The 21,859-nt window shown below is 69.3% G+C and carries 18 protein-coding genes and 1 pseudogene; 6 read left to right on the top strand and 13 right to left on the bottom strand.

Annotation, left to right across the window (positions count from 1 at the left end; genetic code table 11):
• Position 1: 1 nt before the first annotated feature.
• The 7 genes and pseudogenes from A4R44_RS25745 to A4R44_RS25715 all read right to left on the bottom strand — a co-directional run bounded on the left by A4R44_RS25745 (position 2) and on the right by A4R44_RS25715 (position 9,576).
• Positions 2–1,339 (bottom strand): NarK/NasA family nitrate transporter, encoded by a 1,338-nt coding sequence (locus A4R44_RS25745; protein WP_232791774.1) that lies wholly within the window; start codon positions 1,337–1,339, stop codon positions 2–4.
• A 26-nt stretch (positions 1,340–1,365) separates the two neighbouring features.
• Positions 1,366–2,785: pseudogene (locus A4R44_RS25740) on the bottom strand (FAD-dependent oxidoreductase).
• A complete protein-coding gene (locus tag A4R44_RS25735) occupies positions 2,782–4,818 on the bottom strand; it encodes a molybdopterin oxidoreductase family protein (protein ID WP_067585880.1) in 2,037 nt (678 codons plus the stop codon). Before A4R44_RS25735 ends, A4R44_RS25740 begins: the two are co-directional and overlap by 4 nt.
• 115 nt (positions 4,819–4,933) lie before the next feature.
• Entirely contained in the window at positions 4,934–5,731 is a 798-nt protein-coding gene (locus tag A4R44_RS25730; protein ID WP_067585877.1) for a TIGR02569 family protein, read from the bottom strand.
• A 319-nt stretch (positions 5,732–6,050) separates the two neighbouring features.
• Positions 6,051–7,232 carry an adenylyltransferase/sulfurtransferase MoeZ gene (gene moeZ, locus A4R44_RS25725; RefSeq protein WP_067585875.1) on the bottom strand — a complete coding sequence of 394 codons (1,182 nt, stop codon included), beginning with the start codon at positions 7,230–7,232 and terminating at the stop codon, positions 6,051–6,053.
• A 98-nt stretch (positions 7,233–7,330) separates the two neighbouring features.
• Positions 7,331–8,482, bottom strand: a complete 1,152-nt coding sequence (locus A4R44_RS25720; protein WP_067585871.1) for a DUF3152 domain-containing protein — start codon at positions 8,480–8,482, stop codon at positions 7,331–7,333.
• Between the two features lie 80 nt (positions 8,483–8,562).
• Positions 8,563–9,576 carry an alpha/beta fold hydrolase gene (locus tag A4R44_RS25715; RefSeq protein WP_067585868.1) on the bottom strand — a complete coding sequence of 338 codons (1,014 nt, stop codon included), beginning with the start codon at positions 9,574–9,576 and terminating at the stop codon, positions 8,563–8,565.
• Positions 9,577–9,657: 81 nt separating this feature from the next.
• Here A4R44_RS25715 and A4R44_RS25710 point away from each other — a divergent pair, with 81 nt between their 5' ends.
• Complete coding sequence (locus A4R44_RS25710; protein WP_067585865.1) at positions 9,658–10,281, top strand: TetR/AcrR family transcriptional regulator; 624 nt, start codon at positions 9,658–9,660, stop codon at positions 10,279–10,281.
• Between the two features lie 4 nt (positions 10,282–10,285).
• Positions 10,286–10,960 (top strand): alpha/beta fold hydrolase, encoded by a 675-nt coding sequence (locus tag A4R44_RS25705; RefSeq protein WP_232791773.1) that lies wholly within the window; start codon positions 10,286–10,288, stop codon positions 10,958–10,960.
• Position 10,961: 1 nt separating this feature from the next.
• Here the strand turns inward: A4R44_RS25705 and A4R44_RS25700 are convergent, their stop codons facing one another.
• The 3 genes from A4R44_RS25700 to A4R44_RS25690 all read right to left on the bottom strand — a co-directional run bounded on the left by A4R44_RS25700 (position 10,962) and on the right by A4R44_RS25690 (position 14,595).
• Complete coding sequence (locus A4R44_RS25700) at positions 10,962–12,548, bottom strand: hypothetical protein (RefSeq protein WP_067585862.1); 1,587 nt, start codon at positions 12,546–12,548, stop codon at positions 10,962–10,964.
• Positions 12,549–12,711: 163 nt separating this feature from the next.
• On the bottom strand, positions 12,712–13,614 hold the full coding sequence (locus A4R44_RS25695) for an alpha/beta fold hydrolase (protein WP_067585859.1): 903 nt from the start codon (positions 13,612–13,614) through the stop codon (positions 12,712–12,714).
• A 72-nt stretch (positions 13,615–13,686) separates the two neighbouring features.
• Positions 13,687–14,595: a diiron oxygenase gene (locus A4R44_RS25690; protein ID WP_067586114.1), complete on the bottom strand. Its 909-nt coding sequence runs from the start codon at positions 14,593–14,595 to the stop codon at positions 13,687–13,689.
• Between the two features lie 101 nt (positions 14,596–14,696).
• On the opposite strand from A4R44_RS25690, the gene A4R44_RS25685 reads away from it, so the two are divergent.
• Both A4R44_RS25685 and A4R44_RS25680 read left to right on the top strand, forming a co-directional pair.
• A complete protein-coding gene (locus A4R44_RS25685; RefSeq protein WP_067585856.1) occupies positions 14,697–15,476 on the top strand; it encodes a TetR/AcrR family transcriptional regulator in 780 nt (259 codons plus the stop codon).
• A 14-nt stretch (positions 15,477–15,490) separates the two neighbouring features.
• Complete coding sequence (locus tag A4R44_RS25680) at positions 15,491–15,811, top strand: DUF4873 domain-containing protein (protein WP_067585853.1); 321 nt, start codon at positions 15,491–15,493, stop codon at positions 15,809–15,811.
• Positions 15,812–15,896: 85 nt separating this feature from the next.
• Here A4R44_RS25680 and A4R44_RS25675 read toward each other — a convergent pair whose 3' ends face one another.
• Positions 15,897–16,127, bottom strand: a complete 231-nt coding sequence (locus A4R44_RS25675; RefSeq protein ID WP_009072973.1) for a DUF3107 domain-containing protein — start codon at positions 16,125–16,127, stop codon at positions 15,897–15,899.
• 103 nt (positions 16,128–16,230) lie between these two features.
• Positions 16,231–16,866: a ferritin-like fold-containing protein gene (locus A4R44_RS25670; RefSeq protein ID WP_093576757.1), complete on the bottom strand. Its 636-nt coding sequence runs from the start codon at positions 16,864–16,866 to the stop codon at positions 16,231–16,233.
• A gap of 564 nt (positions 16,867–17,430) precedes the next feature.
• Here A4R44_RS25670 and A4R44_RS25665 point away from each other — a divergent pair.
• Both A4R44_RS25665 and A4R44_RS25660 read left to right on the top strand, forming a co-directional pair.
• Positions 17,431–19,017: a DEAD/DEAH box helicase gene (locus A4R44_RS25665; RefSeq protein ID WP_161269468.1), complete on the top strand. Its 1,587-nt coding sequence runs from the start codon at positions 17,431–17,433 to the stop codon at positions 19,015–19,017.
• 755 nt (positions 19,018–19,772) lie between these two features.
• On the top strand, positions 19,773–21,107 hold the full coding sequence (locus A4R44_RS25660) for a hypothetical protein (RefSeq protein ID WP_198545444.1): 1,335 nt from the start codon (positions 19,773–19,775) through the stop codon (positions 21,105–21,107).
• Positions 21,108–21,113: 6 nt separating this feature from the next.
• Here A4R44_RS25660 and A4R44_RS50725 read toward each other — a convergent pair whose 3' ends face one another.
• Entirely contained in the window at positions 21,114–21,317 is a 204-nt protein-coding gene (locus A4R44_RS50725; RefSeq protein WP_232791772.1) for a hypothetical protein, read from the bottom strand.
• Positions 21,318–21,859: the final 542 nt, after the last annotated feature.

The following is a 21,859-nucleotide window of genomic DNA, read 5'->3' as shown; positions in this document are numbered from 1 at the left end:
TTCAGACCTCCGCTCCCGCCAACGCCACCTGTGTGCGCACCGCAGGCTTGCGCAGGTAGCCGAACCACGTCACGCCCACGCACACCGCGTAGAAGACCAGGAATCCGACGAACGCCGGAACGCCGCTGTGCGCGGTGGCGAACGACTGCCGGAACGCGAGGTTGATGAACAACCCGCCCAGCGCACCGACCGCACCGGCCAATCCGATCAACGCGCCGGACAGCCGCCGCGCGTTGCGCAATTCGGTCGCCTCGTCCGCTCCGGCCTGGATGGCGGCCCGCGCCTTTACCTGGAAGATCGCCGGGATCATCTTGTATGTCGATCCGTTGCCGATTCCGGTGAGCACGAACAAAACGATGAACGCGGCGGTAAAGGTCGCCAGCGAGTCAGCCGAGGACGCCAGCACCAGCACCACGGTCGCCAACGCCATCGCACCGAACGTCGCGAAGGTGACCCGGCCGCCGCCGATGCGGTCCGACAGCCATCCGCCGATCGGCCGGGACAGTGAACCCAGCAGCGGGCCGAGGAACGTCACCGCGGCCGCCTGCAACGGCGTCCGGCCGAACTGGTTCTGCAGCACCAAACCGAAGGCGAAGCTGTAGCCGATGAAGGAACCGAACGTGCCGACGTACAGCAGCGACATCACCCAGGTGTGTCCATAACGGACTACCTCGCGCATGGCCTTGGTGTCGCCGCGAACGCTGGCCAAGTTGTCCATGAACAACGCGGCACACGTCGCGGCGATGACGATCAGCGGGAGGTAGAGGTAGAGCACCAGTCGTGGCGCGGTCGCCCCCACGGTGCCGATGACGAGAAGCCCGACGAGCTGAATTACCGCAACGCCAAGGTTTCCGCCGCCGGCGTTCAACCCGAGTGCCCAGCCCTTGTGCCGTTCTGGATAAAAGGTGTTGATGTTCGTCATCGACGACGCGAAGTTGCCGCCGCCGACCCCGCCGAGCGCGGCCATCAGCACGAACGTGCCCAGCGAGGTGCCCGGGTGCAGCACGATGGCGGTCAGCACCGCCGGAATGAGCAGCAGCACGGCGCTGCTGACTGTCCAATTGCGACCGCCGAAGCGCGCGACCGCGAAGGTGTACGGGATCCGCATGATCGCCCCGACCACCGTCGGGGTGGAGACGAGCAGGAATTTGTCCGCCGCGCTGAACCCGTAGGCCGGGCCCATGAACAGCACCACCACCGACCACAAGGTCCAGATCGAGAAGCCGATGTGCTCGGAAAACACGGAAAACCACAGATTGCGCCGGGCGACGCGCTTGCCGGTCGTTTCCCAGAACTCGTCGTCCTCGGGATCCCAGTGCTCGATCCAACGGCGGGTCATGGCGTCCTCCTCGTTACCGGGGGCGGTCATTGCGCGGCCAGCCACTCCACGACCGCGCCGACCGTGTCGCGGCAGCTTCCGCATCCTGTGGTGGCACGGGTGGTGCGGGCGAGTGCGGCAACGTCGGTGGCGCCACCCCGCCAGGCTTCGATCAGCCGGCCTTTGGTCACCGCGTTGCAGCGGCAGATCACTGTGGACGAAGGAAGATCCGCCGGGCTCGCGGCCGTTGGCGCATCCGCGGGCAGTGCACGGCCGAGCAGCACCGCGAGGCGGTCTTCGGGTACCGGCGTGCCTCGGTCGTGCAGCTGCGTCACGGTCGCCGCCGCGTCCGGCAGGCCGAGCAGGATCGCACCGGTCACACGGTCGCCGCGGACGACGAGCTTGCCGTACCTGCCGCCGGACGGATCATCGAAGGTCATTACCTCGGCGGCGTCATCCGCGCTGGTCACCTGCGTTTCGCCGAGCGCGGCGAGGTCGATGCCGCGGGCTTTGAGCCGGGTTACCGTGCGGGTGCCGCGGTAGCGCGCCGTGGCGTCCGAGCCGGTGAGCAGGTCCGCGAGCACCGCTGCCTGTTCCCACGCGGGCTGCACCAATCCCGGTGGCGCGCCAGGGTGGCGAGCGCAGTCGCCCAACGCGTGGATGCGGCCGTCGCTGGTCCGGAGCAGATCGTCCACCAGGATGCCGCGGTCCACCGCGAGCCCGGCGGCTTCGGCGAGCGACGTCTCCGGCCGCACCCCGGCCGCGACCACCACGAGGTCTGCGGGAACGAAGCTGCCGTCGTCGAGTTTGAGACCGTCTCCGGGGAGGTGCCGGGCGGCGGTCACCTCGAATCGGAACGTGACGCCCAGCTCCGCCAACCGGCGCGCCAGCACTCGGCCCGCACCGGAATCCAGTTGCCGTTCCAGGACATGCGGCCGCGGATGCACCACTGTCACGTTCGCTCCGCGACCTGCCAGCCCGCGCGCGGCCTCCAAACCGAGCAATCCACCGCCGAGTACCGCGACCGGCGTGCCCGGACGTGCGGCGTCCACGATGCGCGCGCAGTCGTCCAGCGTTCGGAACGCCACGACCTCCGGTCCGAGTTCGAGTCCTTCGACCGGCGGCAGCCAAGGCGCGGCTCCGGTCGCGAGGACGACCGCGTCGTAAGGGAAATCCTCGGTTTCAGTGCGGACGACCCGGCGCGCCGGGTCGATCAGCGTCACCCGCGTTCCGAGCCGCAAATCGACCCGCGTCCGCCCGGGCCACTCGGAATCGTGCAACCGCACCGTGTCCGGACTCATCCCGCCGGCGACCACAGTGGACAGCAGCACCCGGTTGTAGGCCGGATGCGGCTCTGCGCCGAGCACGCTCAGCCCTACCCGGTCGCCTTCCGGATCACGCCGCCGGATCTCNGAGCCGTGCCCCGGCCATCCCGTATCCGATGATGACGACGTTCCGCGCGCTCATGCTTCGGCCCTCGCCAACGACACCGCGCACACCTTGAACTCCGGCATCCGGCTCACCGGGTCGAGCACCGGGTTGGTCACCAGATTCGCCCGCGCCGCACCGGGAAAGTGGAACGGCAGGAAGACCAGGTCCGCCCGCATCGACGGCACACACCGCACCCGCGCGACAGTTTCCCCGCGCCGCGACCGCACCACCGCGCGGTCGCCGTCGGCCAGTCCGGACCGCGCCGCGGTATCCGGATGAACCTCGACGAACACCTCCGGCACGACCGCCGTCAACTCCGCGATCCGGCGAGTCTGGGCACCGGATTGGTAGTGCTGCAGCACTCGACCGGTGGTGGCCTGCAACGGAAACACTTGATCCGGCAGTTCGGCGGGTCCACTGTGGTCAACCTCCGCGAACCGTGCTCGGCCGTCCGGATGCGCGAATCCGTCGAGAAACATTCGCGGCGTGCCGGGGTGTGTTTCGGCCGGAACCGGCCAGTGCAACGCTTCTCCGGACCGCAGCCGTTGGTAAGTCACCCCGGAGTAGTCCGCGGCTCCGCCCTTCGACGCGGCACGCAGCTCCTCGAAGACCTCCACCGCGTCGTCCGGGAACCTCTCCGCAGGCTGTCCCATGCGGACTGCGAGATCCCGCAACAGCGACAGATCGCTGCGCACTCCCTCCGGTGGCTCAATGGAGCGTTGCCGCAAGAGGACTCGACCTTCGAGGTTGGTCAACGTGCCTTCCTCCTCGGCCCACTGCGGCACCGGAAAGACCACGTCGGCCAGCTCCGCGGTTTCGGACCGGACAAAGTCCGCCACCACGAGAAGATCCAGGCCGGACAACCGGTCCTGCACCCGGGACGAGCGCGGGGCCGACACCACCGGATTGCTTCCGAACACCAGCAGGGCCTTGATCGAATCGCCCAGCGCGTCGAGCAGCTCGACCGCCGAACGTCCCGGTCCTGGCAAGCTTTCCGCCGGCACGCCCCAGACCTTGGCGACGTGCGCACGTGCCGCCGGATCGTCGATCTTGCGATAGCCTGGCAGTTGATCCGCTTTCTGCCCGTGCTCGCGTCCGCCCTGGCCGTTTCCTTGCCCAGTAAGGCAGCCGAAGCCAGCTCCGGCACGACCGGGCAAGCCCAGCGCGAGGGCGAGATTGATCCACCCGCCGACCGTGGCGGTGCCGGAGGCGTGTTGTTCCGTCCCGCGTCCAGTAAGCACATACGCGTTGTCCGCCCGAGCCAGCATTTCCGCCGCCTGCCGCTGAGCTGCGGCCGAGACTCCGGTCACCCGCTCGACCCGTTCCGGCCACCAGGTCGCGGCGATGCGCCACATTTCGTCGAATCCGCGCGTCCGGAGATCCACATAGGACTTGTCCAGGTGTCCTTCGGCGACGACCGCGTGCAGAATTCCCAACGCCAGTGCGAGATCCGTGCCCGGCGCTGGCGCGAGGTGCAGCGCGGCGCGCTCGGCTGTCGGTGTGCGGCGCGGGTCGACGACGATCAGTTCCGCGCTCTCCAGATGCTGCATGAACGGGGGCATCGTCTCGGCCGGGTTCGCCCCGGCGAGCAGGATGACGTCCGCGTTCGCAAGATCAGTTACCGGGAACGGAAGTCCGCGGTCTACGCCGAACGCGCGCATCCCGGCCGCAGCGGCGGAGGACATGCAAAATCGGCCGTTGTAGTCGATTTGCGCCGTTCCGAGCGCGACCCGGGCGAATTTCCCGAGCAGGTAAGCCTTTTCGTTCGTGAGTCCGCCGCCGCCGAACACCGCGACCGAGTCCGCGCCATGTTCGCGACGCGAGGCCAGCACTCGGCCCGCGACGAAATCCACTGCCTCGTCCCAGGAAACCGGCTGCAGCTCGCCGTCTCGGCGGAGCAGCGGCGAGGTCAGGCGTGCGCCGGATTCGAGCAGGGTGCCGGCGGTCCAGCCTTTCTGGCACAGGCCGCCCGCGTTGACCGGGAAGTTCCGTGGGGTGACCCGGGTCTCGTCCAGGCGCATCCCGCACTGCAAGGCGCAGTACGGGCAATGTGTGTCGACGTGCGGCACAGGCGCTCCTCGGGTCGGCGATGACCCGACGGTAAGGACGCCGTGTTACTTGAACATGCCCGAATGTTTCGGGGAGTTGACATTGCCCGCCGTCATGGCGGAGGCGCGCAGTGAGTCAGAGGATCGCGCTGACCTCACGGGCCGCTGCGCGCAGGCCGTCCAATGCGGCGTTGGTGGACCTGGGATCGAGTGCGTGCGAGGCGAGGCGGAAGAGGATGGCGCGCAGCAGGAGCTGGGGCCATTCGGGGAGGTGGGCCCAGCGTTCCAGGAGGGCTCCGGTCGCCCCGCCCCAGATCAGGGAGTCGACTGCGGCGATCGCCGCGCCCCATTCGCCTGGGCGGTAGTACGGGACGAAATCGACCACGCCGGGGGCTTCGTCGCCGTCGAAGAGCAGGCCGGCCAGGAGTTCCCCGTGGGCGACCTGGTGCGGGAGTTTGACCGGGCGGCGGGCCGGGGCGAGGATTTCGAACCAGCGGCCGCCTTTTACCTCGGCGAGGGGGCGGTCTTGTTCTTCCCACGCGATTCGGTCGGCTGTCGCGTCGATGTCGTCGCGTGCGGAGAGGAAGTCCGGCCGGGGGAGGTCCGCTGTTGCCCGGTGCAGGCGTACCGCCGCGAGAACCGCGTCGTCGCAGCGGTGCTCGGCGGTGCCGGCGAGGTAGCGCCAGGCTGACCAGTCTCCGACGATCCAGCGGCCGTCTCGCGAGCGGACTGGCTTGGCGATGCGGAGGCCCGGGTCCTCGGCGAAATCCAGCGCGCGGGCGGTCCACAGGGCTTGGGAGCGGTCGGTGACGCGTTTGAAGACCACGTCTCCGGCGTACCAGGTTTCGGAGTCCGGGAGGAGGGTGATGGCGTCGGCGTCGCTGCCGAACGCGTTGCAGACGCGTTCGGAGGGACGTTCGAGGGTTGACCGCACAAAGCGGGAGGTTACCCCGGGTCTGGGCGGGTTATGGGGGAGACTCGCTGGTCGCGGGGCGGCTCGTCGCCTGGCGGCGGCATTGCGCCCCGCTGGGTGCGGTGGGGCACCCCGAAGCTTGATTGTGCTGACGGTCTGAGGGTGGTGTGGGTGCACCGGCCGCGGTTTCGCGAGTGGGGCTAGCGGCGGTGATTGGTCGTGAGGGGAACCCTGCGGGAATCAGAGCCGGTGCGGGTGGCCCTCACGTACGCGAAAAGCCGTGAAGGGCTCCTTCAGGGAGTCTGTGTCCCTCAAGGAGCCCTTCACGGCCGGGCAGTGCTCAGTAAGTCGGCAGGCTTGGGTCGATCTGCCGTGCCCAGGCCAGGACTCCGCCGCCCAGGTGGGTAGCGTCCTTGAAGCCTGCTGCGTGCAACGCCGCCAGCGCCTCGGCCGAGCGGGCGCCGGACTTGCAGTGCAGGACGATCGGCTTGTCCTGCGGCAACTCCGCCAATGCCTCGCCGGACAGGATGCGGTCCTTCGGGATCAGCGTGGCGCCCTTGATGTTGACGATCTCGTACTCGTGCGGCTCGCGGACGTCGATCAGGGCGAAGTTCTCGCCCGCGTCGAACTTGGCCTTCAGTTCCGCGGGAGTCAGCGTGCTGCCCGAGGCGGCCGAGGCGGCTTCGTCCGACACGACGCCGCAGAAGGCTTCGTAGTCGATCAGTTCGGTGATCTTCGGGGTCTCCGGATCCTTGCGGATCTTGACCTCGCGGTACTTCATCTCCAGCGCGTCATAGGAGATCAACCGCCCGAGCAGGGGCTCGCCGATGCCGGTGATGAGCTTGATCGCCTCGGTCACCATGATCGAGCCGATCGACGCGCACAGCACGCCCAGTACGCCGCCTTCGGAGCAGGACGGGACCATGCCGGGGGGCGGCGGCTCGGGGTAGAGATCCCGGTAGTTGAGACCCTTGCCGTTCGGGGCGTCTTCCCAGAAGACGCTCACCTGGCCTTCGAACCGGAAGATCGAACCCCACACGTACGGCTTGCCCGCCAGCACCGCCGCGTCGTTGACCAGGTAGCGCGTGGCGAAGTTGTCCGTGCCGTCGAGGATCAGGTCGTACTGGCCGAAGATCTCCAGCGCGTTCGCCGATTCCAGACGCTCCGTGTGCAGGTACACCTTGACCAGCGGGTTGATCTCGGCGATCGACTCCTGTGCCGACGCGGCCTTGAGCTTGCCGAGGTCGGACTGGCCGTGGATCACCTGGCGCTGCAGGTTGGATTCGTCGACGACGTCGAAGTCGATGATGCCGAGCGTGCCCACGCCGGCCGCCGCCAAGTACAGCAGCGCCGGGCTTCCCAGGCCGCCCGCACCGATGACCAGGACCTTCGCGTTCTTCAACCGCTTCTGCCCGACCACCCCGACGTCCGGGATGATCAGGTGACGGCTGTACCGGGCCACCTCTTCCTTGGTGAGCTCGGCTGCCGGCTCGACGAGCGGCGGCAGTGCCGTGTCTGACATCGGGTCCTCCATACTCGCGCGGGTCGCGTAGTCGATCCCAGTATGGTCAACGCCCGCCCGCAAGGGACACTTCCCTGCTCTCAGATGGTGGGACGTTGTTACTGGCCCGGCGGGGTCGGGTTCGGCCACGCGTTCGGCTTGCACACGCGGTGGTCCGCGGCGACCTTGCCCTTGTCGCCGCCGGGGATGTTGTTGAGCATCGCGACGTAGTCGTCGGCGACGCCGAACGACTGCTGCATCATCACCGGCGCGGGCTGGTCGTTTCCTGGGCAGCCCACGTGATTGTTGCCCAGCGCGTGCCCGACCTCGTGGTTGATGGCGTACTGCCGGTACCCCGTCATGTCCGGGCCGTAGACCTTCGCGCCGCGCACCCAGCGCGACAAGTTGATCAGCACCCGGCCCATGCTGCGCCGGTAGCAGGAGGCCTCGAATTTGATCTGGAACCCGCACGCGTCCGGCCGGTGCGTGGTGTCCGGCGTGGTGAGGCTCACCCGGAAACTCGGATTCGGATAGCTCGAATCGACCCGCTGCAGCCGGATCTCGCCGTTCCAGGTCCAGCTGCGCGGATCGGACAAAATGCCCTGCACCGCGGTGCCGAAGCTGTCTTCGCCGGCGTAGCTGGCCGGATCGATGCCGTCCTCGACCTCGACGGTGTAGGTGTAGAGCTTCCCGCTCTTGCCCACGACGTCGCTGGACCCCGGCACGACGTGCCAGGTGCCCTTGCCCGTCTGTGTGAAGGGGCCGCCGGTGGGCAGGTCGGCGGTGGGCACGTTGAGGTTCACCGGCTGCGCGGGGTTCTCCGGGATGCCGCCGCTGCCGTCGATCGCGCCCGAGGACGTGTCGCCGGGCGCGACCTCGCCGCCGCTGCCGGCGTCGGACGGGCCGGAGGCGGTGTTGACCGCGACCAGCACGGTGATCACGGCCAGGATCGGCAGCGCGTACACGCGCCAGCCATAGGTCTTCACGAACCGGCCGAATGGCGACTGGTTCTTCTTCGGGGCCGGACGCTTCTCCTCGCCGTCCTTGGGCTTCCAGGCGGCGGCGAGCGGCTCGGCGCTGGTGCGGCGTCCGCCCGGCCGGTACCGGTCCTCGCCCACGCGCTGGGCGGGCTTGCGCCCGGGCCGGTACTGGCCGACGCGCGGAGAGCCGTCCTCCGCATCGCCGGATCCGGAGGACGCTGAACGCCGGTCCGACCCGGCGGCCGGGCCCCGCCGGTCCTTCGCTCGCGCGTCCTGCTTCAGCCGGTCCACCGGCCCAGGGTGCCACACGGCGGCGACGTTCCCGGCAGCGACTGGCGGGCTTCCCGGCGATCCGCGGTCCCCCGTCCGGGCTACCAGGAGCCCTTGTCCGCGCCCTCCCACAGACCCAGCACGGCCTTGGCGACCACCTGCGGACGTTCCATCTGCGCAACGTGTCCGGTGCGCGGGAGGACCAGCATCCGGGCGTGCGGAATCGCCTGCGCGGTCCGCGGCGCGCGCTTGACCGAGATCACCCGGTCGTGGAGCCCCCAGACGACCAGCGCCGGGGCCTGGACCTGTTTGGCGACCGACCACAGCGACGCGGCACCGAGCGCGGTCCAGCGCCGGAAGATGCCGAACGTGCTGCGCTCCATCGCGGCCAGCGCCCACGGGAACCCGGCGCGGGCGGCGTGCTCCTCGACCAGTTCGTCCAGCCGGACGTCCGGGAAGCGCGACGGATCGTGAAAGCACAGCTTGATGACCTGCGCGGCGCGTTCGCGGGCGGTCATCCCGGCCATCCGGCGGCGCACTCTCGCCCCGACCACCGGAAGGTAGGCCAGCGCCATCAGCGGATCGGACAGCCGGCGCGGGTCCGGGCGGCGGTCCGGCATCGCCGGGGAAATCAGGGTGAGAGTTCTCACCAGCTCCGGCCGCCGCGCCGCGACCAGCAGCGAGATCGCGCCGCCCATCGAGTTGCCGAGCAGATGCACCGGCTTGCCGAGCCGCTCCAGCCTGCCCGCGATGACCGCGGCGTGGTCGTCGAGGCTGTAGGCGAATCCTTCCGCGGGCTCCGAATAGCCGAATCCGGGCAGGTCAACGGCCTGTCCGGAAGCGGTCGGGGCGAGCAGCGCGGCGAGGTCGGTCCAGTTCGTGGACGATCCGCCGAGGCCGTGCACGTACACCGCGGGCGTGCCGTCCGGGCCCGGCGTGTGCCGGATGTGCAGGCCGTCTTCAACCGTGCCCGGCCAGGCTGGCAGCGCCCCGTCGAGCGGCGGAAGGGGCGTAGTCGACAATGGCACCTGGGTCACCGGCGGGCGGACCGCCGCCGCGGTGCAGGGGCGGGAGGTCGTGGTCGTCACCAGTCCAGGATGCCTGACCCTTGGCATTTCGGGCGTACCCACGAGTAATGTCAGGTTCACTTCACGCGGTGGTGAACCCGCCCGGCGAAGGCTGCGGACGGAGGAAGAATGACGGAGATGGCGCGACTGCAACGAGGCGTCCGGTTGCCAAGGACCGAGCGCCGGGCCCAGTTGCTGACGGCCGCGCAGCGCGTCTTCGCCGAGCACGGTTACCACGCGGCGGCGATGGACGAGATCGCCGAGGAGGCCGGGGTCAGCAAACCGGTCCTCTACCAGCACTTCCCCGGCAAGCTCGACCTGTACATCGCGCTGCTGGAAAGCCACGTCGACGACCTCGTCGGCCGCGTGCAGGGCGCGCTGAACTCGACCTCCGACAACCGCCAGCGCGTCCCGGCCACGGTCGGCGCGTTCTTCGACTTCGTGAACAACGACGCCGGTGCGTTCCGCATGGTCTTCGAGTCCGATCTCCGCGGCGAGCCCGCCGTGCAGGAGGCGGTGGACCGCGCGACCTCGGCCAGCGTCGAGGCCATCACCGAGACGATCACCTCCGACGCCGGGCTGGACGAGGAGAAGGCCCGTCTGCTGGCGGTCGGCCTGGTCGGGATGAGCCAGGTCAGCGCGCGCTACTGGCTGCAGCACAACCAGTCGATGAGCCGCGAGGACGCGGTGGCGCTCACCGCGAACCTCGCGTGGCGCGGCATCGGCGGCGGTTTTCCGCTCAAGGACAACTGACCCCGTGCGCGTGGTCGCGGTGCCGGGCACGTTGTGCAGCCCGCGGATCTACGCACCGCTGGCGGCCGCGCTGCCCGACGGGCTGGACGCGGTCGACTGGATGACCGCACCGGGCCCGTGGCGGATCGAGGACATCGCGGCGCGAGTCGCCGACCGGATCGGCCAGCACGGCGGCCCGGTCACCCTCGTCGGGCACTCCACCGGCGGCTGCGTCGCGGCGATGGTCGCGGCCACCCGGCCGGACCTGGTGTCCGCACTGCTGCTCGCGAACACCGGCGCACACATGCGCGGCCATGGCGACGTCGACCGAATCCTCGCCACGATCGCCGCCGAATGGGGTCCCGACCTGCACGCGGCCGTCCTTGACCGGTCCTTCGCCACCCCGTTGCCACCGGATCTGCGCGCCGCACTGCTCGGCTACGCCGCCCGCGTCCCAGCCGAAGCCGCGCTGGAGGTCCTGACGAGCCAACGGGATCTGGACCTCACGCCACGGCTGGCGGCGATCCGCTGCCCGGTCACGGTGCTGCACGGAATCCACGACCGCGCCCGCACGCTCGCGGACGCCCAGCACCTCGTCGATCACCTGCCCGGCAGCGAACTCGTCACCGTCGAGACCGGGCACTCGCCGATCTGGGAAGACGTCCCGGCCACCGTCGCCGCGCTCGGACGGCTTCGCTAGCTCATTCGCGCGGTTTTCGCTGGCGTGGCACCGATCTCGCCGCTCCCGGAAGTTCGACCAGCAGTTGCTCGACGTGGACGCTGTCCGGTGGCGCGCTGTGCGGATCGGTCAGCCAGGTCTCCGATTTTCCTCGCCGGGACGGTGGTTCGCCGTCCGGCAGCAAGGCGGCGTAGCAACCGTAGTCGATGGCGAACCCGTCGTAGCGCGTTCCCGGCCGCTTTCGGTTGACGATGCCGCGCCGCACCAGGTGCACGAGCCGGGCGTCGTGCAGATCGCGCATGGTCCCGTCGTGTGCGCCGCTGGCGTGATCGAGCAGGAAAGTACGCGAGCGGCGTCGGCCCACAACCTCGTCCACCAGCCAGCGAAGCGTCGTCAAGGCCGGTTCGTTCCCGGCGATCGCGGCGTATTTGTCGCGCAGATACCAATCTTGCGCGGCCTGCCGGACGTGCCGGATCCCGATCGTCGCCGTATTCGCGTGCTGCGCGGCCAACGCGGCGATGTTGATCGCGTCGCGGGGCACGCCCTCGGCCGCGCGCACGAGTTCGGGAAACGCTGTGCGGCTGAACGCCGTCGCCACGAATTCCGCGGCGTCGTCGGTCACCGGCATCCGCGGTCGTACGTGATTGAGGAAGAGCTCAGCGAAAAACTGTCTCGACTGGATTCCGCCGTGGTCGAACAGGAGCACGTCGTCGAAGCTGACCGCGGAGGCCGCGTCCGCACCGACCTCGATGCCGACGTAATCGCCGTCGCAGCCCGGTTCGCGGAACCGGGACCGGCGTTCGATCGCCGCGATCTTGACCGTCGTCCCGCGCGTCGGCAGCACGCTCCGACGCAGCAGGTCCGCCAGCAACGGTTGCAGGTCAAGGGGAATCGAACTCCACTCGTCCAGCAGCAGCCACAGCCGGGCCGGCGCCAACGCGGCCGTGACCCGCGCCAGCGCCCGGCTGAGCGGCCCGAAAATGACCTGATGATGCTCGGTTCCGGTGCGCCGCAAGCGATCCGAAGCCGTCACCGAGCGCCGATCGCGGCCCGACATCGTCACCTGACCACGCGGACCGTCCGGTCCCCAGGACGCCGACGCCCCGGCGCTGGTCGCCTGCTCCGCGGACCCTCCGACGGTCGTCTCCCGCTCCACGTTGCCGACGACCTCGACCGTCGTCGCCGCCTCGGTCAGCTCGTCGAGGCCCTGCAGCAAGCCTCCTTGATCGGACACCCGCGTCTCGATCGCCGTGGTCAGCAGCTGTTCGTGCACCGCTTCCAGCGTGTCGACCAGCAGCTGAGTGCCCCGGAGCGACACCGGCAGCTGCTGATTCGCGTAGAGACCGCTGGTGGAGCCGATCGTGCGCAAATCCAGGTACACAGCGACGTCGTGGGTCTCTTCGACCAGATCGGCCAGGTACAGCAAGGCGTGCGTTTTCCCGGTGCCGCGGCGGCCGTAAAGGATCTGGTGGTCGGCGGAATGCAGCATCGCCGAAAACGACCCGGCCACCACGAAGGTTTTGGCCAGCGTGTGCCGGTCCACGCTCTCCGCTCGCCGGGAAATCGCCATCAGGCTCCGGTTGACGTGCGCGCTCAGCGGCTGCCCCATACCTGTCCTGTCTGTCGGCGACATCCCAGCCACCCAGCGTGACAGCGCCGGGCAGCCGGGAACAGCCGACAGTCAGGTACCAAGGAGACAGGGGCGAACGCGCACGGTTACCGGGGTGCTGGGTGTCGTGAGTGTTTGTCCCGGTTAGAACAGGGACAAACACTCACGACACCCGCAGCAACGCCCCGATCCGGTTCGCGACCTCGCCCGCCCGCTCCTGCGGCAACATGTGCCCCGCACCGGGAAACCGGACGAACTCCGCGTCCGGCAGCTCGTCCGCGATCACTTTCGCGTGCGCCAGCGGGCAAAGCCGGTCCCGCTCCCCCGCCAGCACCACGGACGGGGTACCGCGCAAGGTCGCCAGCGCGACGCGGCGGTCGTGCGTCGAAATCGCGTCCTGGAACGCGCCGAGACTCGCCGGATGCGCGCACAACAGCTGATCCGTGACCAGCCGAAGGTCCGCGCGGCGCGGGTGCTCGCCGAAAACGAGGAACCGCGCACCCGAACGCACCATCGCCGGGCTCAACGGCAGCCGCTCGCCCTTGCGGTGCGACAACGCTTTCGCCAGCCTGCGCTCGAACCGCGCGGAGAACTGGCCCGCCATTCCGGGCAGCCCCAACGTGATCCGGTCCATCTGCCCCGAGGACGTCGCCACGAACGCCGCGCCGACCACCCGGTCTCCGACCAGTTCCGGATGCCGTTCGGCCAGCGCCATCATGGTCATGCCGCCCATCGAATGCCCGGCGAGCACCAGCGGACCCGACGGCACGCGCGCGGCGATCAGCTCGGCCAGATCGTCGGCCAGCCGCGGAATCGTCCCGGTTTCCCTGGTCGCGGGCGCGGAACCGCCGTGGCCGCGCAGGTCGTAGCGCAGTGTCCGGACGCCAGGGCCGAGGTGGTCCATGACACCGTCCCACGTGCGGTGGTCCTGCGTCCAGCCGTGCACCAGAACCAGCGTCACCGCGGCGTCGGCCGGGCCGTTCAGTTCGACGTGCAGCGCGCAGCCGTCGCTGGTCACGAAACGGTGTTCACGAGCCGGATCGCGCAGCCGCTCGACGGTGGTCATTTCGCCTCCGCGGGAAAAAGCACGTCGGCGGTGGTCATTTCGCCTCCGCGGGAAAAAGTACGTCGGCGGTGGTCATTTGCCCTCCGGCAACAGGAAAGACTTGCGCCAGAACGGTTTCCCCGGCAACCCGACCAGGCCGGACTCCTGGAGGAACGGCATGATCTTCTCCCCGGCCCACGCGATCGTCGCGCGCCAGTGCGGGTTGTTCAGCGCCGTCTCGACGCCCTCGCGCGGCCGGATCCCGACCGCCTTGTAGACGTTCGGGTTGATGAACGCCCGCGTCACGAAGTACGAGATCAGCGCGATGCTGAACTGCTGGTAGGCAACCTCCGCGCGGCCGAGTTTCGCCATCCCACGGGTGACCTCCTCGCGGGCGAAGGTGACGTGCCGTGCCTCCTCCAGCACGTGGATCCGGTTCACCATCCGGACCAGCGGCTGGATCTCCTCGTCGTTCATCTGCTCGCGCTGCAGCCGGTCGAGCACCTCCTCGGCGACCAGGATCGCGCCGTAGCGCGCCGGGCCGTAGGAAATGGTCGGCATCAGCTTCGCGAACTGCCGCAGCACCGGCACCGGACCGTAGGTCGGGCAGCCGATCCGCGCGGACATCCGGGCGAACATCGTGGAGTGCCTGCACTCGTCGGCGATCTCGGTGAGCGCGAACTGCGCGTGCGCCGTCGTCGGATCCTGTTCGTAGACCTCCTTGAGCAGCATCTGCATCAGAAGGATCTCGAACCACAGCCCGGTGGTCGCGATGCTGGCCATCTCGTGCTTGCCCAGCTCGATCCGCTGCTCCGGACTCAGCCGGTCCCACAGCGGAGTGCCGTAGAGCGACGAGCGCTCCGGCAGGATGTACCGCTTGCCCTCGACCAAAGGCGCGTCCCAGTCGATGTCGACGTCCGGGTCGTAGAACTTGTTCGCCGCCGACTTCAGCAACCGCTGTGCCGTCGCCTCCCGGTCGGTCACCTTGAGCGTCCGCGTCATCATCAGCCCCTTCCAGCGCCTGACTCGCCGTTGAATCGAGAAGCCGCGTCCCGCCTGCTCCACAGAACATGTAACCCGTGGTAACAGTTACCTCTGGTAGCATGACCGCCGTGATCGAACGTGTCAAGCGCTCCAGCAAGCAGTCCGGCAAGCAGGCAGCGGACACCGAAACGAGCACCGGGGACGCGCGCCGCGATCGCTGGCGTAAGCACCGCATCGCCCGTCGCGCGGAGTTCGTCGAAGCGGCTCTGCGCGCGCTCGACGCGCACGGTCCAGACCTCGGCATGGAGGACGTCGCTGCCGAAGCGGGCGTCACGAAACCCGTGCTGTACCGGCATTTCGAGGACAAGGCCGACCTGTACGTCGCACTCGGCCAGCGCGGCACGGAGATCCTTTTCGAACGGCTGATCCCGGCGATCAACGCCGAACTCGCGCCGGTGCCGCGGATCCGGATGGCGCTGGACGCGTTCTTCGGCGTCATCGAAGAACACCCGAACCTGTACCGCTTGCTGGCACACGGCGGGCTGCCGGGCAAAACCACCGATTCGGACGTCGTCGCGGAGGACAAGGAGGTCATCGCCACCGCGCTGACCGCGCTCCTCGGCGACTACATGCGGATGTTCAACATGGACTCCGGCGCGGCCGAACCGTGGGCGCACGGGATCGTCGGCATGGTCCAGAGCACCGGCGAATGGTGGCTGGACCGGCGCTCGATGGGCCGCGATTCGGTGGTCGAGTACCTCACCCAGATCATCTGGGCGGCGATCGACGGGCTCACCCGCCAGCAAGGCGTGGTGATCGACCCGAACCTGCCGCTCGAGGAGAACAAGGTCGTCCAGCTCGGACGGACCGAAGAAGACACCAACAGCGACGCAGGCTGACGAGAGGACCCCGGATGAGTGACGAAGACGGCTACACGGGCGCGGCGACGCTGGTCGTCGACGGCGCGGAAATCGCCGCGGACGTCGATCTGCGCGGCTATTTCCAGCCGATCGACGGTTACTACCACTGGTACGGCCGCGTCGCCGCGAACCCGAAGCTGGCCGAAGCGGTCGGCGGGCGCAAGAAGGCGTGCGAGGTGCGGGTCGGCGAGCACACCGCCGAGGGCGAGCTGTCCGATCCGGACCCGTGGGGCCGCTACCGGCTCACCGGAACGTCCACGCCGCCGTTCTCGGTCCCGAAAACCCTGGCCGAGGTCGAAGAAGCCACTGCCTGACCGGACCCCGGAAAGCTGTGAAGGGCCCCTTGAAGGAATCTGATTCCTTCAAGGGGCCCTTCACGGACTTTGCAGCTCGGCCGGATCAGTCGCCGACGCCGAACCCGACCTTGCGGACGTCGGACGGGGCGATCTCGACGTACGCGATGCGGTCGGACGGGACCAGGTACTTGCGGCCCTTCTCGTCGTTGAGGCGGAAGAGCCCGTCACCGGCCGTCAGCGCCTCGGCGACCAGTTTCTCCACCTCTTCGGGAGTCTGGCCACTGGACACCACCAGCTCGCGCGGCGTGTCCTTGATGCCGATCTTGACCTCCACGTGGGACCTCCGCTGGAAACTCGTTGTGACTACGCCCGGCAAGGCTAACCGAAGCGGGCCGACGCGGTGGCGTGCGACCAGAAGGTGACTCGCGACCACTCGCTCAGCCCAGCCCCAGCGCCTGCATGCGCTTGGTGTGCCCTTGCTGCAACCGGCGGAACAACGCGCCGATTCCCGCGAGATCGCCGGACCCGGCGACGATCAGTTCGGCCAGGCCGTCGCGTTCGGCCACCACGTACTGTGCCTGGGTGAGCGCCTCGCCGAGCAGCCGGCGGCCCCACAGCGCGAGCTTGTCGCGGGCCTTCGGATCGGCTTTGATCCCGGCCGCGACTTCGCGTTCGGCGAACGCCGAATGCCCGGTGTCGGCGAGCACGGTCAGCACCAGGTCCTTGGTCTCCGGGTCGAGCCAGTTGGCGATCTCGCGGTACAGATCGGCCGCGAGCCCGTCCCCGACATATGCCTTGACCAGCGATTCCAGCCACGACTTCGGCCGGGTGGAGCCGTGCCAGGCGTCCACCTGCGACACGAACGGAGCCATCGCGTCCTCGACCGCGACGCCGTTCGCGGCCAGGTGCTTCGAGAGCAGATCGAGGTGCCCGATCTCAGCGGACGCCATCGAGGCGAGCGCGGCGCGGCCGGCGAGCGTCGGCGCGCTGCGGGCGTCCTCGGCCATCCGGTCGAACGCGGACAGCTCCAGGTAGGCGATCACGCCGAGCAGGTCGACGACGCCTTCGCTGATCGCGGATGAAGAGGAGGCGGGCGCTGCGGTCTCTGCTGGCCTGGCTTCGGCGGGGTCGGTCACGGCGACGAGGGTATCGCCGAACCGCAGGCCCGCGCCGTGAAGAGACCGATCCCACGCCGCGCGGCCGCTCCCGGTATTCCCCGGAAAACACCTGACCAGGTACAGTGGGGTCGGATAAACAGAAGCTTCGCCGCGCCGGACCGCCTTTTTTCGAGGGACCCAGGAGCGGCGGGAACCAGGCGAACGGCCGGTGCCACCAGGGCGGCCGGGGTTCGCCGCAAGTGTGCGTGCACGCCTCCCAGCGGCATTCCCGGGAGGGCGGCTCCGGCGCCACAGGCCTCCGCAGACGAGGTCGCGGCGTGAGTCAGGCCCCCGGTCGAGTGTCGAGTGACAACCGGCCTGTGCGCGCTGGTCACGAGAGAGGCGATCACCCTGACCGCAGAACAGTCCACAACCGAACAGACCGAAATCGTGCAGGCCACCGCCGCCGTCGCTCTTGAGCACAGCGAAAACGGACCGGCCGCACTGGACACGTCGCACCCGCTTCAGGCCGGTGCCCCGGTGACCGAAGAGGCGCCGACGTTCGAGTCCTTCGGTGTGAAGCCGGAAATCGTCAAAGCGCTCGCCGAAGCGGGCATCGAGCACACGTTCGCCATCCAGGCGCTCACCCTGCCGCTGGCCATGGCCGGCGACGACCTCATCGGTCAGGCCCGCACCGGCATGGGCAAGACGCTCGGCTTCGGCGTCCCGCTGCTGCACCGCGTGCAGGTGCCCGGCGACGGCACCCCGCAGGTGCTGGTCGTGGTGCCCACGCGCGAGCTGTGCATCCAGGTCGCGAACGACCTGAAGGGCGCCGGGAAGCACCTCGGCATCCGCACGCTGGCGATCTACGGCGGGCGGCCGTACGAGCCGCAGATCGAGGCGCTGCGCAAGGGCGTCGACGTCGTCATCGGCACGCCGGGCCGTCTCCTCGACCTGGCCGAGCAGCAGCACCTGGTGCTGGGCAAGATCCGCGGGCTCGTCCTCGACGAGGCCGACGAGATGCTGGACCTCGGCTTCCTGCCGGACATCGAGCGGATCCTGCGGATGGTGCCGGACGAGCGGCAGACGATGCTGTTCTCCGCGACGATGCCGGGCCCGATCATCACGCTCGCGCGGACGTTCCTGAACCAGCCCACGCACATCCGCGCCGAGGAGAACGACGCGGGCGCGATCCACGAGCGCACGGCGCAGTTCGTCTACCGGGCGCACTCGATGGACAAGACGGAGCTGATCGCGCGGGCGCTGCAGGCCGAGGACCGCGGGCTCACGATGATCTTCAGCCGCACCAAGCGCACCGCCCAGAAGATCGCCGACGACCTGGTGGAACGCGGTTTTGCCGCGGCCGCGGTGCACGGCGACCTCGGTCAGGGCGCGCGTGAGCAGGCGCTGCGCGCGTTCCGCTCGGGCAAGGTCGACGTCCTGGTAGCCACGGACGTCGCGGCGCGCGGCATCGACATCGACGACGTCACGCACGTGATCAACTACCAGTGCCCGGAGGACGAGAAGACCTACGTGCACCGCATCGGCCGCACCGGCCGCGCGGGCCGCACGGGTGTCGCGGTCACTCTCGTCGACTGGGACGAAGAACCGCGCTGGAAGCTGATCTCGGACACGCTGAACCTCGACCTGGCGGAGCCGGTGGAGACGTACTCGTCGTCCCCGCACCTGTACAGCGACCTGGGCATTCCGGAGGGCACGAAGGGCCGCCTGCCGCTGTCGAAGCGCACGCGAGCCGGCCTGTCCGCCGAGAAGGAAGAGGACCTGGGCGGCAAACGCCGCGGCCGCCGCGGTTCTTCCGGGCCTTCCTCGCCTGCTTCGGAAGAGGAAGCCCCGCGCAAGCGCAACCGCGCCCCGCGCAAGCGGACCCGCGGCGGTGCCCGCTCCGAAGCCGCTGACGTCGGTTCGGCTGCCGCGGACCAGCAGGAAGACCGCCCCCGGACCCGCCGCCGCACCCGCTCGGGAGCCGACGCGACCGGCCCGGCGACCTCCGCAGGCAACGCCACCCCCGCGACGACGTCCGACTCCGGAGAGACCGGAGACCGCCCGGCACGCCGCCGCCGTCGCCGCCGCCCGTCCGCATCTGATACACCTGCGTCGGCAGACTGAGCGACACACCGGGAGTCAGTTACGTGAACGACCACGGGAACGGCACCGACGAAACGCCCCCCGAACCCGGATCGAACGTAGCGGGCACTCCCGCGAATCCCGACGAACGCCCCCGGCCGGATATTCCGGCCGGGGAGCGTGTCTCGGACGAGGGTGCTGCGGGGGTTGAACCGCGCGAGTCACCTTCCGCTGACCGGCGCACGGTCCCGCCGTCCGCGGACTCCACTGCAGCGGCCCTTGGCTCTGCCGGAACCACTCCGGGCCTGCAGGCCGCAGATTCGGCCGCGCCAGCCGACGAAGAATCTTCCGCTGAGCCCCACCGGCCCACCTCTGCCGGAACTGCTCCGGACTCGCAGACCGCAGACCCCGCCGCAGCAGCTGCCGAAGAATCTCCCGCCGAGCCCCACCGGCCCACCTCTGCCGGAACTGCTCCGGACTCGCAGACCGCAGACTCCGTCGCGCCAGCCGACGAAGAATCTCCCGCCGAGCACCACCTGCCCACCTCCTCCGACTCCGCCCGAACCGCTCCGGACCCACAGACCGCAGACCCCGTCGCGCCAGCCGACGAAGAAGGTTCCGAGCCCCGCAGAGCCTCCGCGGGATCGACCGCAGCAGCCCTCGGTTCTGCCGGAAGCACGCCCGCCGCTCCGGGTCCGCAGGCCGGAAACCCGGCCGCGCCAGCCGCGGACAGAGCTTCCGCCGCAGGCGCCCACGCCGCGATCCCACCGGTTACCCCCGAGGAACAAACCGGCCCGATCGCGCGCGTCACCGATGAACCCGCCGGGGTCAGCAGCACCCCCGCCCAGCCCTACGGTTCCGAAAACCTCCTCCCCCGTCCGCCCGTCGCCGCGGATTCCCTTGCACCGCCGGGGAAAGCCCGTCGCTCGCCGTGGAACCGGGGGCGGGATCGGCTGATCGCGGGGGCGATCGTCGTCGTGGTCGCGGTGGTCGCCGCGATCGTCGCCGTGAACAGCGACAATCTGCACACCAGCCGCGCGCTGGCGGATCCGCCGCACGCCCTCCCCACGCCGCCGACCTCCGTGCCCGGGTCGATGACGCAGCTGTGGCAGGCCCCGAGTTCCGCGACGCCGATCCCGATCGGGCAGGCCGACACCGTCACCACCGCGGACGGCAGCGAGGTCGCCGGCCGCGATCCGCTCACCGGGCAGATCCGCTGGCACTACACCCGCGAAAACCTGCAACTGTGCACTGTGGACACTGCATGGGGCCGGGTGAACGCGGTGTACCACAAGACCATGGGCTGCAGCGAGGTCACTCAGCTCGACCCCGCCACCGGCCGCATCACCGCTCAGCGCAACGGCGACGCCGAACTGGGCACCCGTCTGGTCAACGACGGCAGCCACGTCACGACGACCGGCAAACATCTCCTCGACACGTGGCGCGACGACCTCGTGAAGAGCATGGAGTACGGCAAAGTCCCGTTCCTGCAAAACGCGAACAAGCAACCCCGCCCCGACTGCACCTACGGAACGGTAGCAGCGGCCGCCGACAAAATCGGCGTGATCGAACGTTGCCCCGGCGACCGCACGGACCGCCTGACCGTCTACAAGGCAACCGCCGAGCACGAGGACGAACCGAAGGTCACCTACACCGCCCTGCTGGCCGGCAAGCGGGCCCGCGTCATCGCGATGTCAGGCGACCTCACCGGCGTGCTGCTGCCAGACCAGAAACTCTACGTCGTCTACGGCGCGGACGGTTCGCAAAAAGCCGCCTACCCCATGGACCTTCCCGCTGCGGACACCGCGAACGATCCAGTCGGCGGCACCGAGGCCACAACCCGCACCGCCGCGGGGATCTACTGGTACAGCGGCTCCAAAACCGTTGCCCTGTCCCGAGACGACCTGTCTCCGCGCTGGACCCTGGACGGCACGCTCGGCCCAGGAATCACCTTCGCGACCCAGTTGGTAGTGCCCATCCGCGGCGGCCTGGCGGTACTGAACGAAATGAACGGCGCAACGCTGCGCACAGTCGGCATCGACCGCGGTGCCTACACCGGCCCCGTCCGCCTCACCGCGCTAGGCCCGGTACTGCTGGAACAACGCGGCCCGACCCTAGCCGCCCTGCGCTGACAGTCCTCAGAACCACCACAACAGGCTGAACGCCACGCCCGCGACGACCAGCACCCCAACCCCCGCACCGACTGCCGCTTTCCCGACGCGGCGGTCGGCAACCCGTTGCAGCACTAGCGCGATCACCGCGGCGACGGAATGCCCGACCAGTTTGAGCGGGCCCGGCCCGGATGCACCGTTGACGAGGCACAACACGCCCACCACGAGCATCCCGACGGCCAGGACTGCCAGTCCNCCAGTCCCGCGGCGACCGACCCGGTGAACCCGCGCCACCACCGCCCACGGGGCTTCCGCCTGGCTGACGATTCATGACGCTCTGGCACCGCTTGACCTGATGCTTCATCACCGTCGGCCGCGCTGTCCGGCAGGACCGAATCATGGATAACCGCATCCTCGCCAGGTGCGAGACCAGCAGCGGCGGTTGAGTCATGGACGACCTCGACCGCGGCGCTGTCGTCCGTCGCTGAACTCGCCGAGGCCATCGCAGTGCGCTTCGCCGCAAGACCAGTCAGGGCACAATCCTCCGCCGCGACCTCACTGCTCAATGCCGCACCATCGCGTCCATCGTGCGACGTCGCCACACTGCGCACNCCGATCCCCCGCTGCGGCACCACTGCCCAATGCCGCACCATCGCGTCCATCGTGCGACGTCGCCACACTGCGCACGTTCCGATCCCCCGCTGCGGCACCACTGCCCAATGCCGCACCATCGCGTCCACCGTGCGACGCCGCAGCACCACGCACCTTCCGAT

It is taken from the genome of Amycolatopsis sp. M39, from assembly GCF_001651785.1.
Taxonomy (GTDB): domain Bacteria; phylum Actinomycetota; class Actinomycetes; order Mycobacteriales; family Pseudonocardiaceae; genus Amycolatopsis; species Amycolatopsis rubida.
This window is presented reverse-complemented; position numbering and strand designations above follow the sequence as displayed.

What these genes read in the sequence shown, in the direction of transcription:
- A4R44_RS25745 (WP_232791774.1), bottom strand. Translation starts at nt 1,339, where the DNA reads ATGACCCGCCGTTGGATCGAGCACTGGGATCCCGAGGACGACGAGTTC.
- A4R44_RS25685 (WP_067585856.1), top strand. Translation starts at nt 14,697, where the DNA reads ATGACCGCCGTGATCGAACGTGTCAAGCGCTCCAGCAAGCAGTCCGGC.
- A4R44_RS25690 (WP_067586114.1), bottom strand. Translation starts at nt 14,595, where the DNA reads ATGACGCGGACGCTCAAGGTGACCGACCGGGAGGCGACGGCACAGCGG.
- A4R44_RS25680 (WP_067585853.1), top strand. Translation starts at nt 15,491, where the DNA reads ATGAGTGACGAAGACGGCTACACGGGCGCGGCGACGCTGGTCGTCGAC.
- A4R44_RS25715 (WP_067585868.1), bottom strand. Translation starts at nt 9,576, where the DNA reads ATGCCAAGGGTCAGGCATCCTGGACTGGTGACGACCACGACCTCCCGC.
- A4R44_RS25710 (WP_067585865.1), top strand. Translation starts at nt 9,658, where the DNA reads ATGACGGAGATGGCGCGACTGCAACGAGGCGTCCGGTTGCCAAGGACC.
- A4R44_RS25695 (WP_067585859.1), bottom strand. Translation starts at nt 13,614, where the DNA reads ATGACCACCGTCGAGCGGCTGCGCGATCCGGCTCGTGAACACCGTTTC.
- A4R44_RS50725 (WP_232791772.1), bottom strand. Translation starts at nt 21,317, where the DNA reads ATGCTCGTGGTGGGCGTGTTGTGCCTCGTCAACGGTGCATCCGGGCCG.
- A4R44_RS25700 (WP_067585862.1), bottom strand. Translation starts at nt 12,548, where the DNA reads ATGGGGCAGCCGCTGAGCGCGCACGTCAACCGGAGCCTGATGGCGATT.
- moeZ (WP_067585875.1), bottom strand. Translation starts at nt 7,232, where the DNA reads ATGTCAGACACGGCACTGCCGCCGCTCGTCGAGCCGGCAGCCGAGCTC.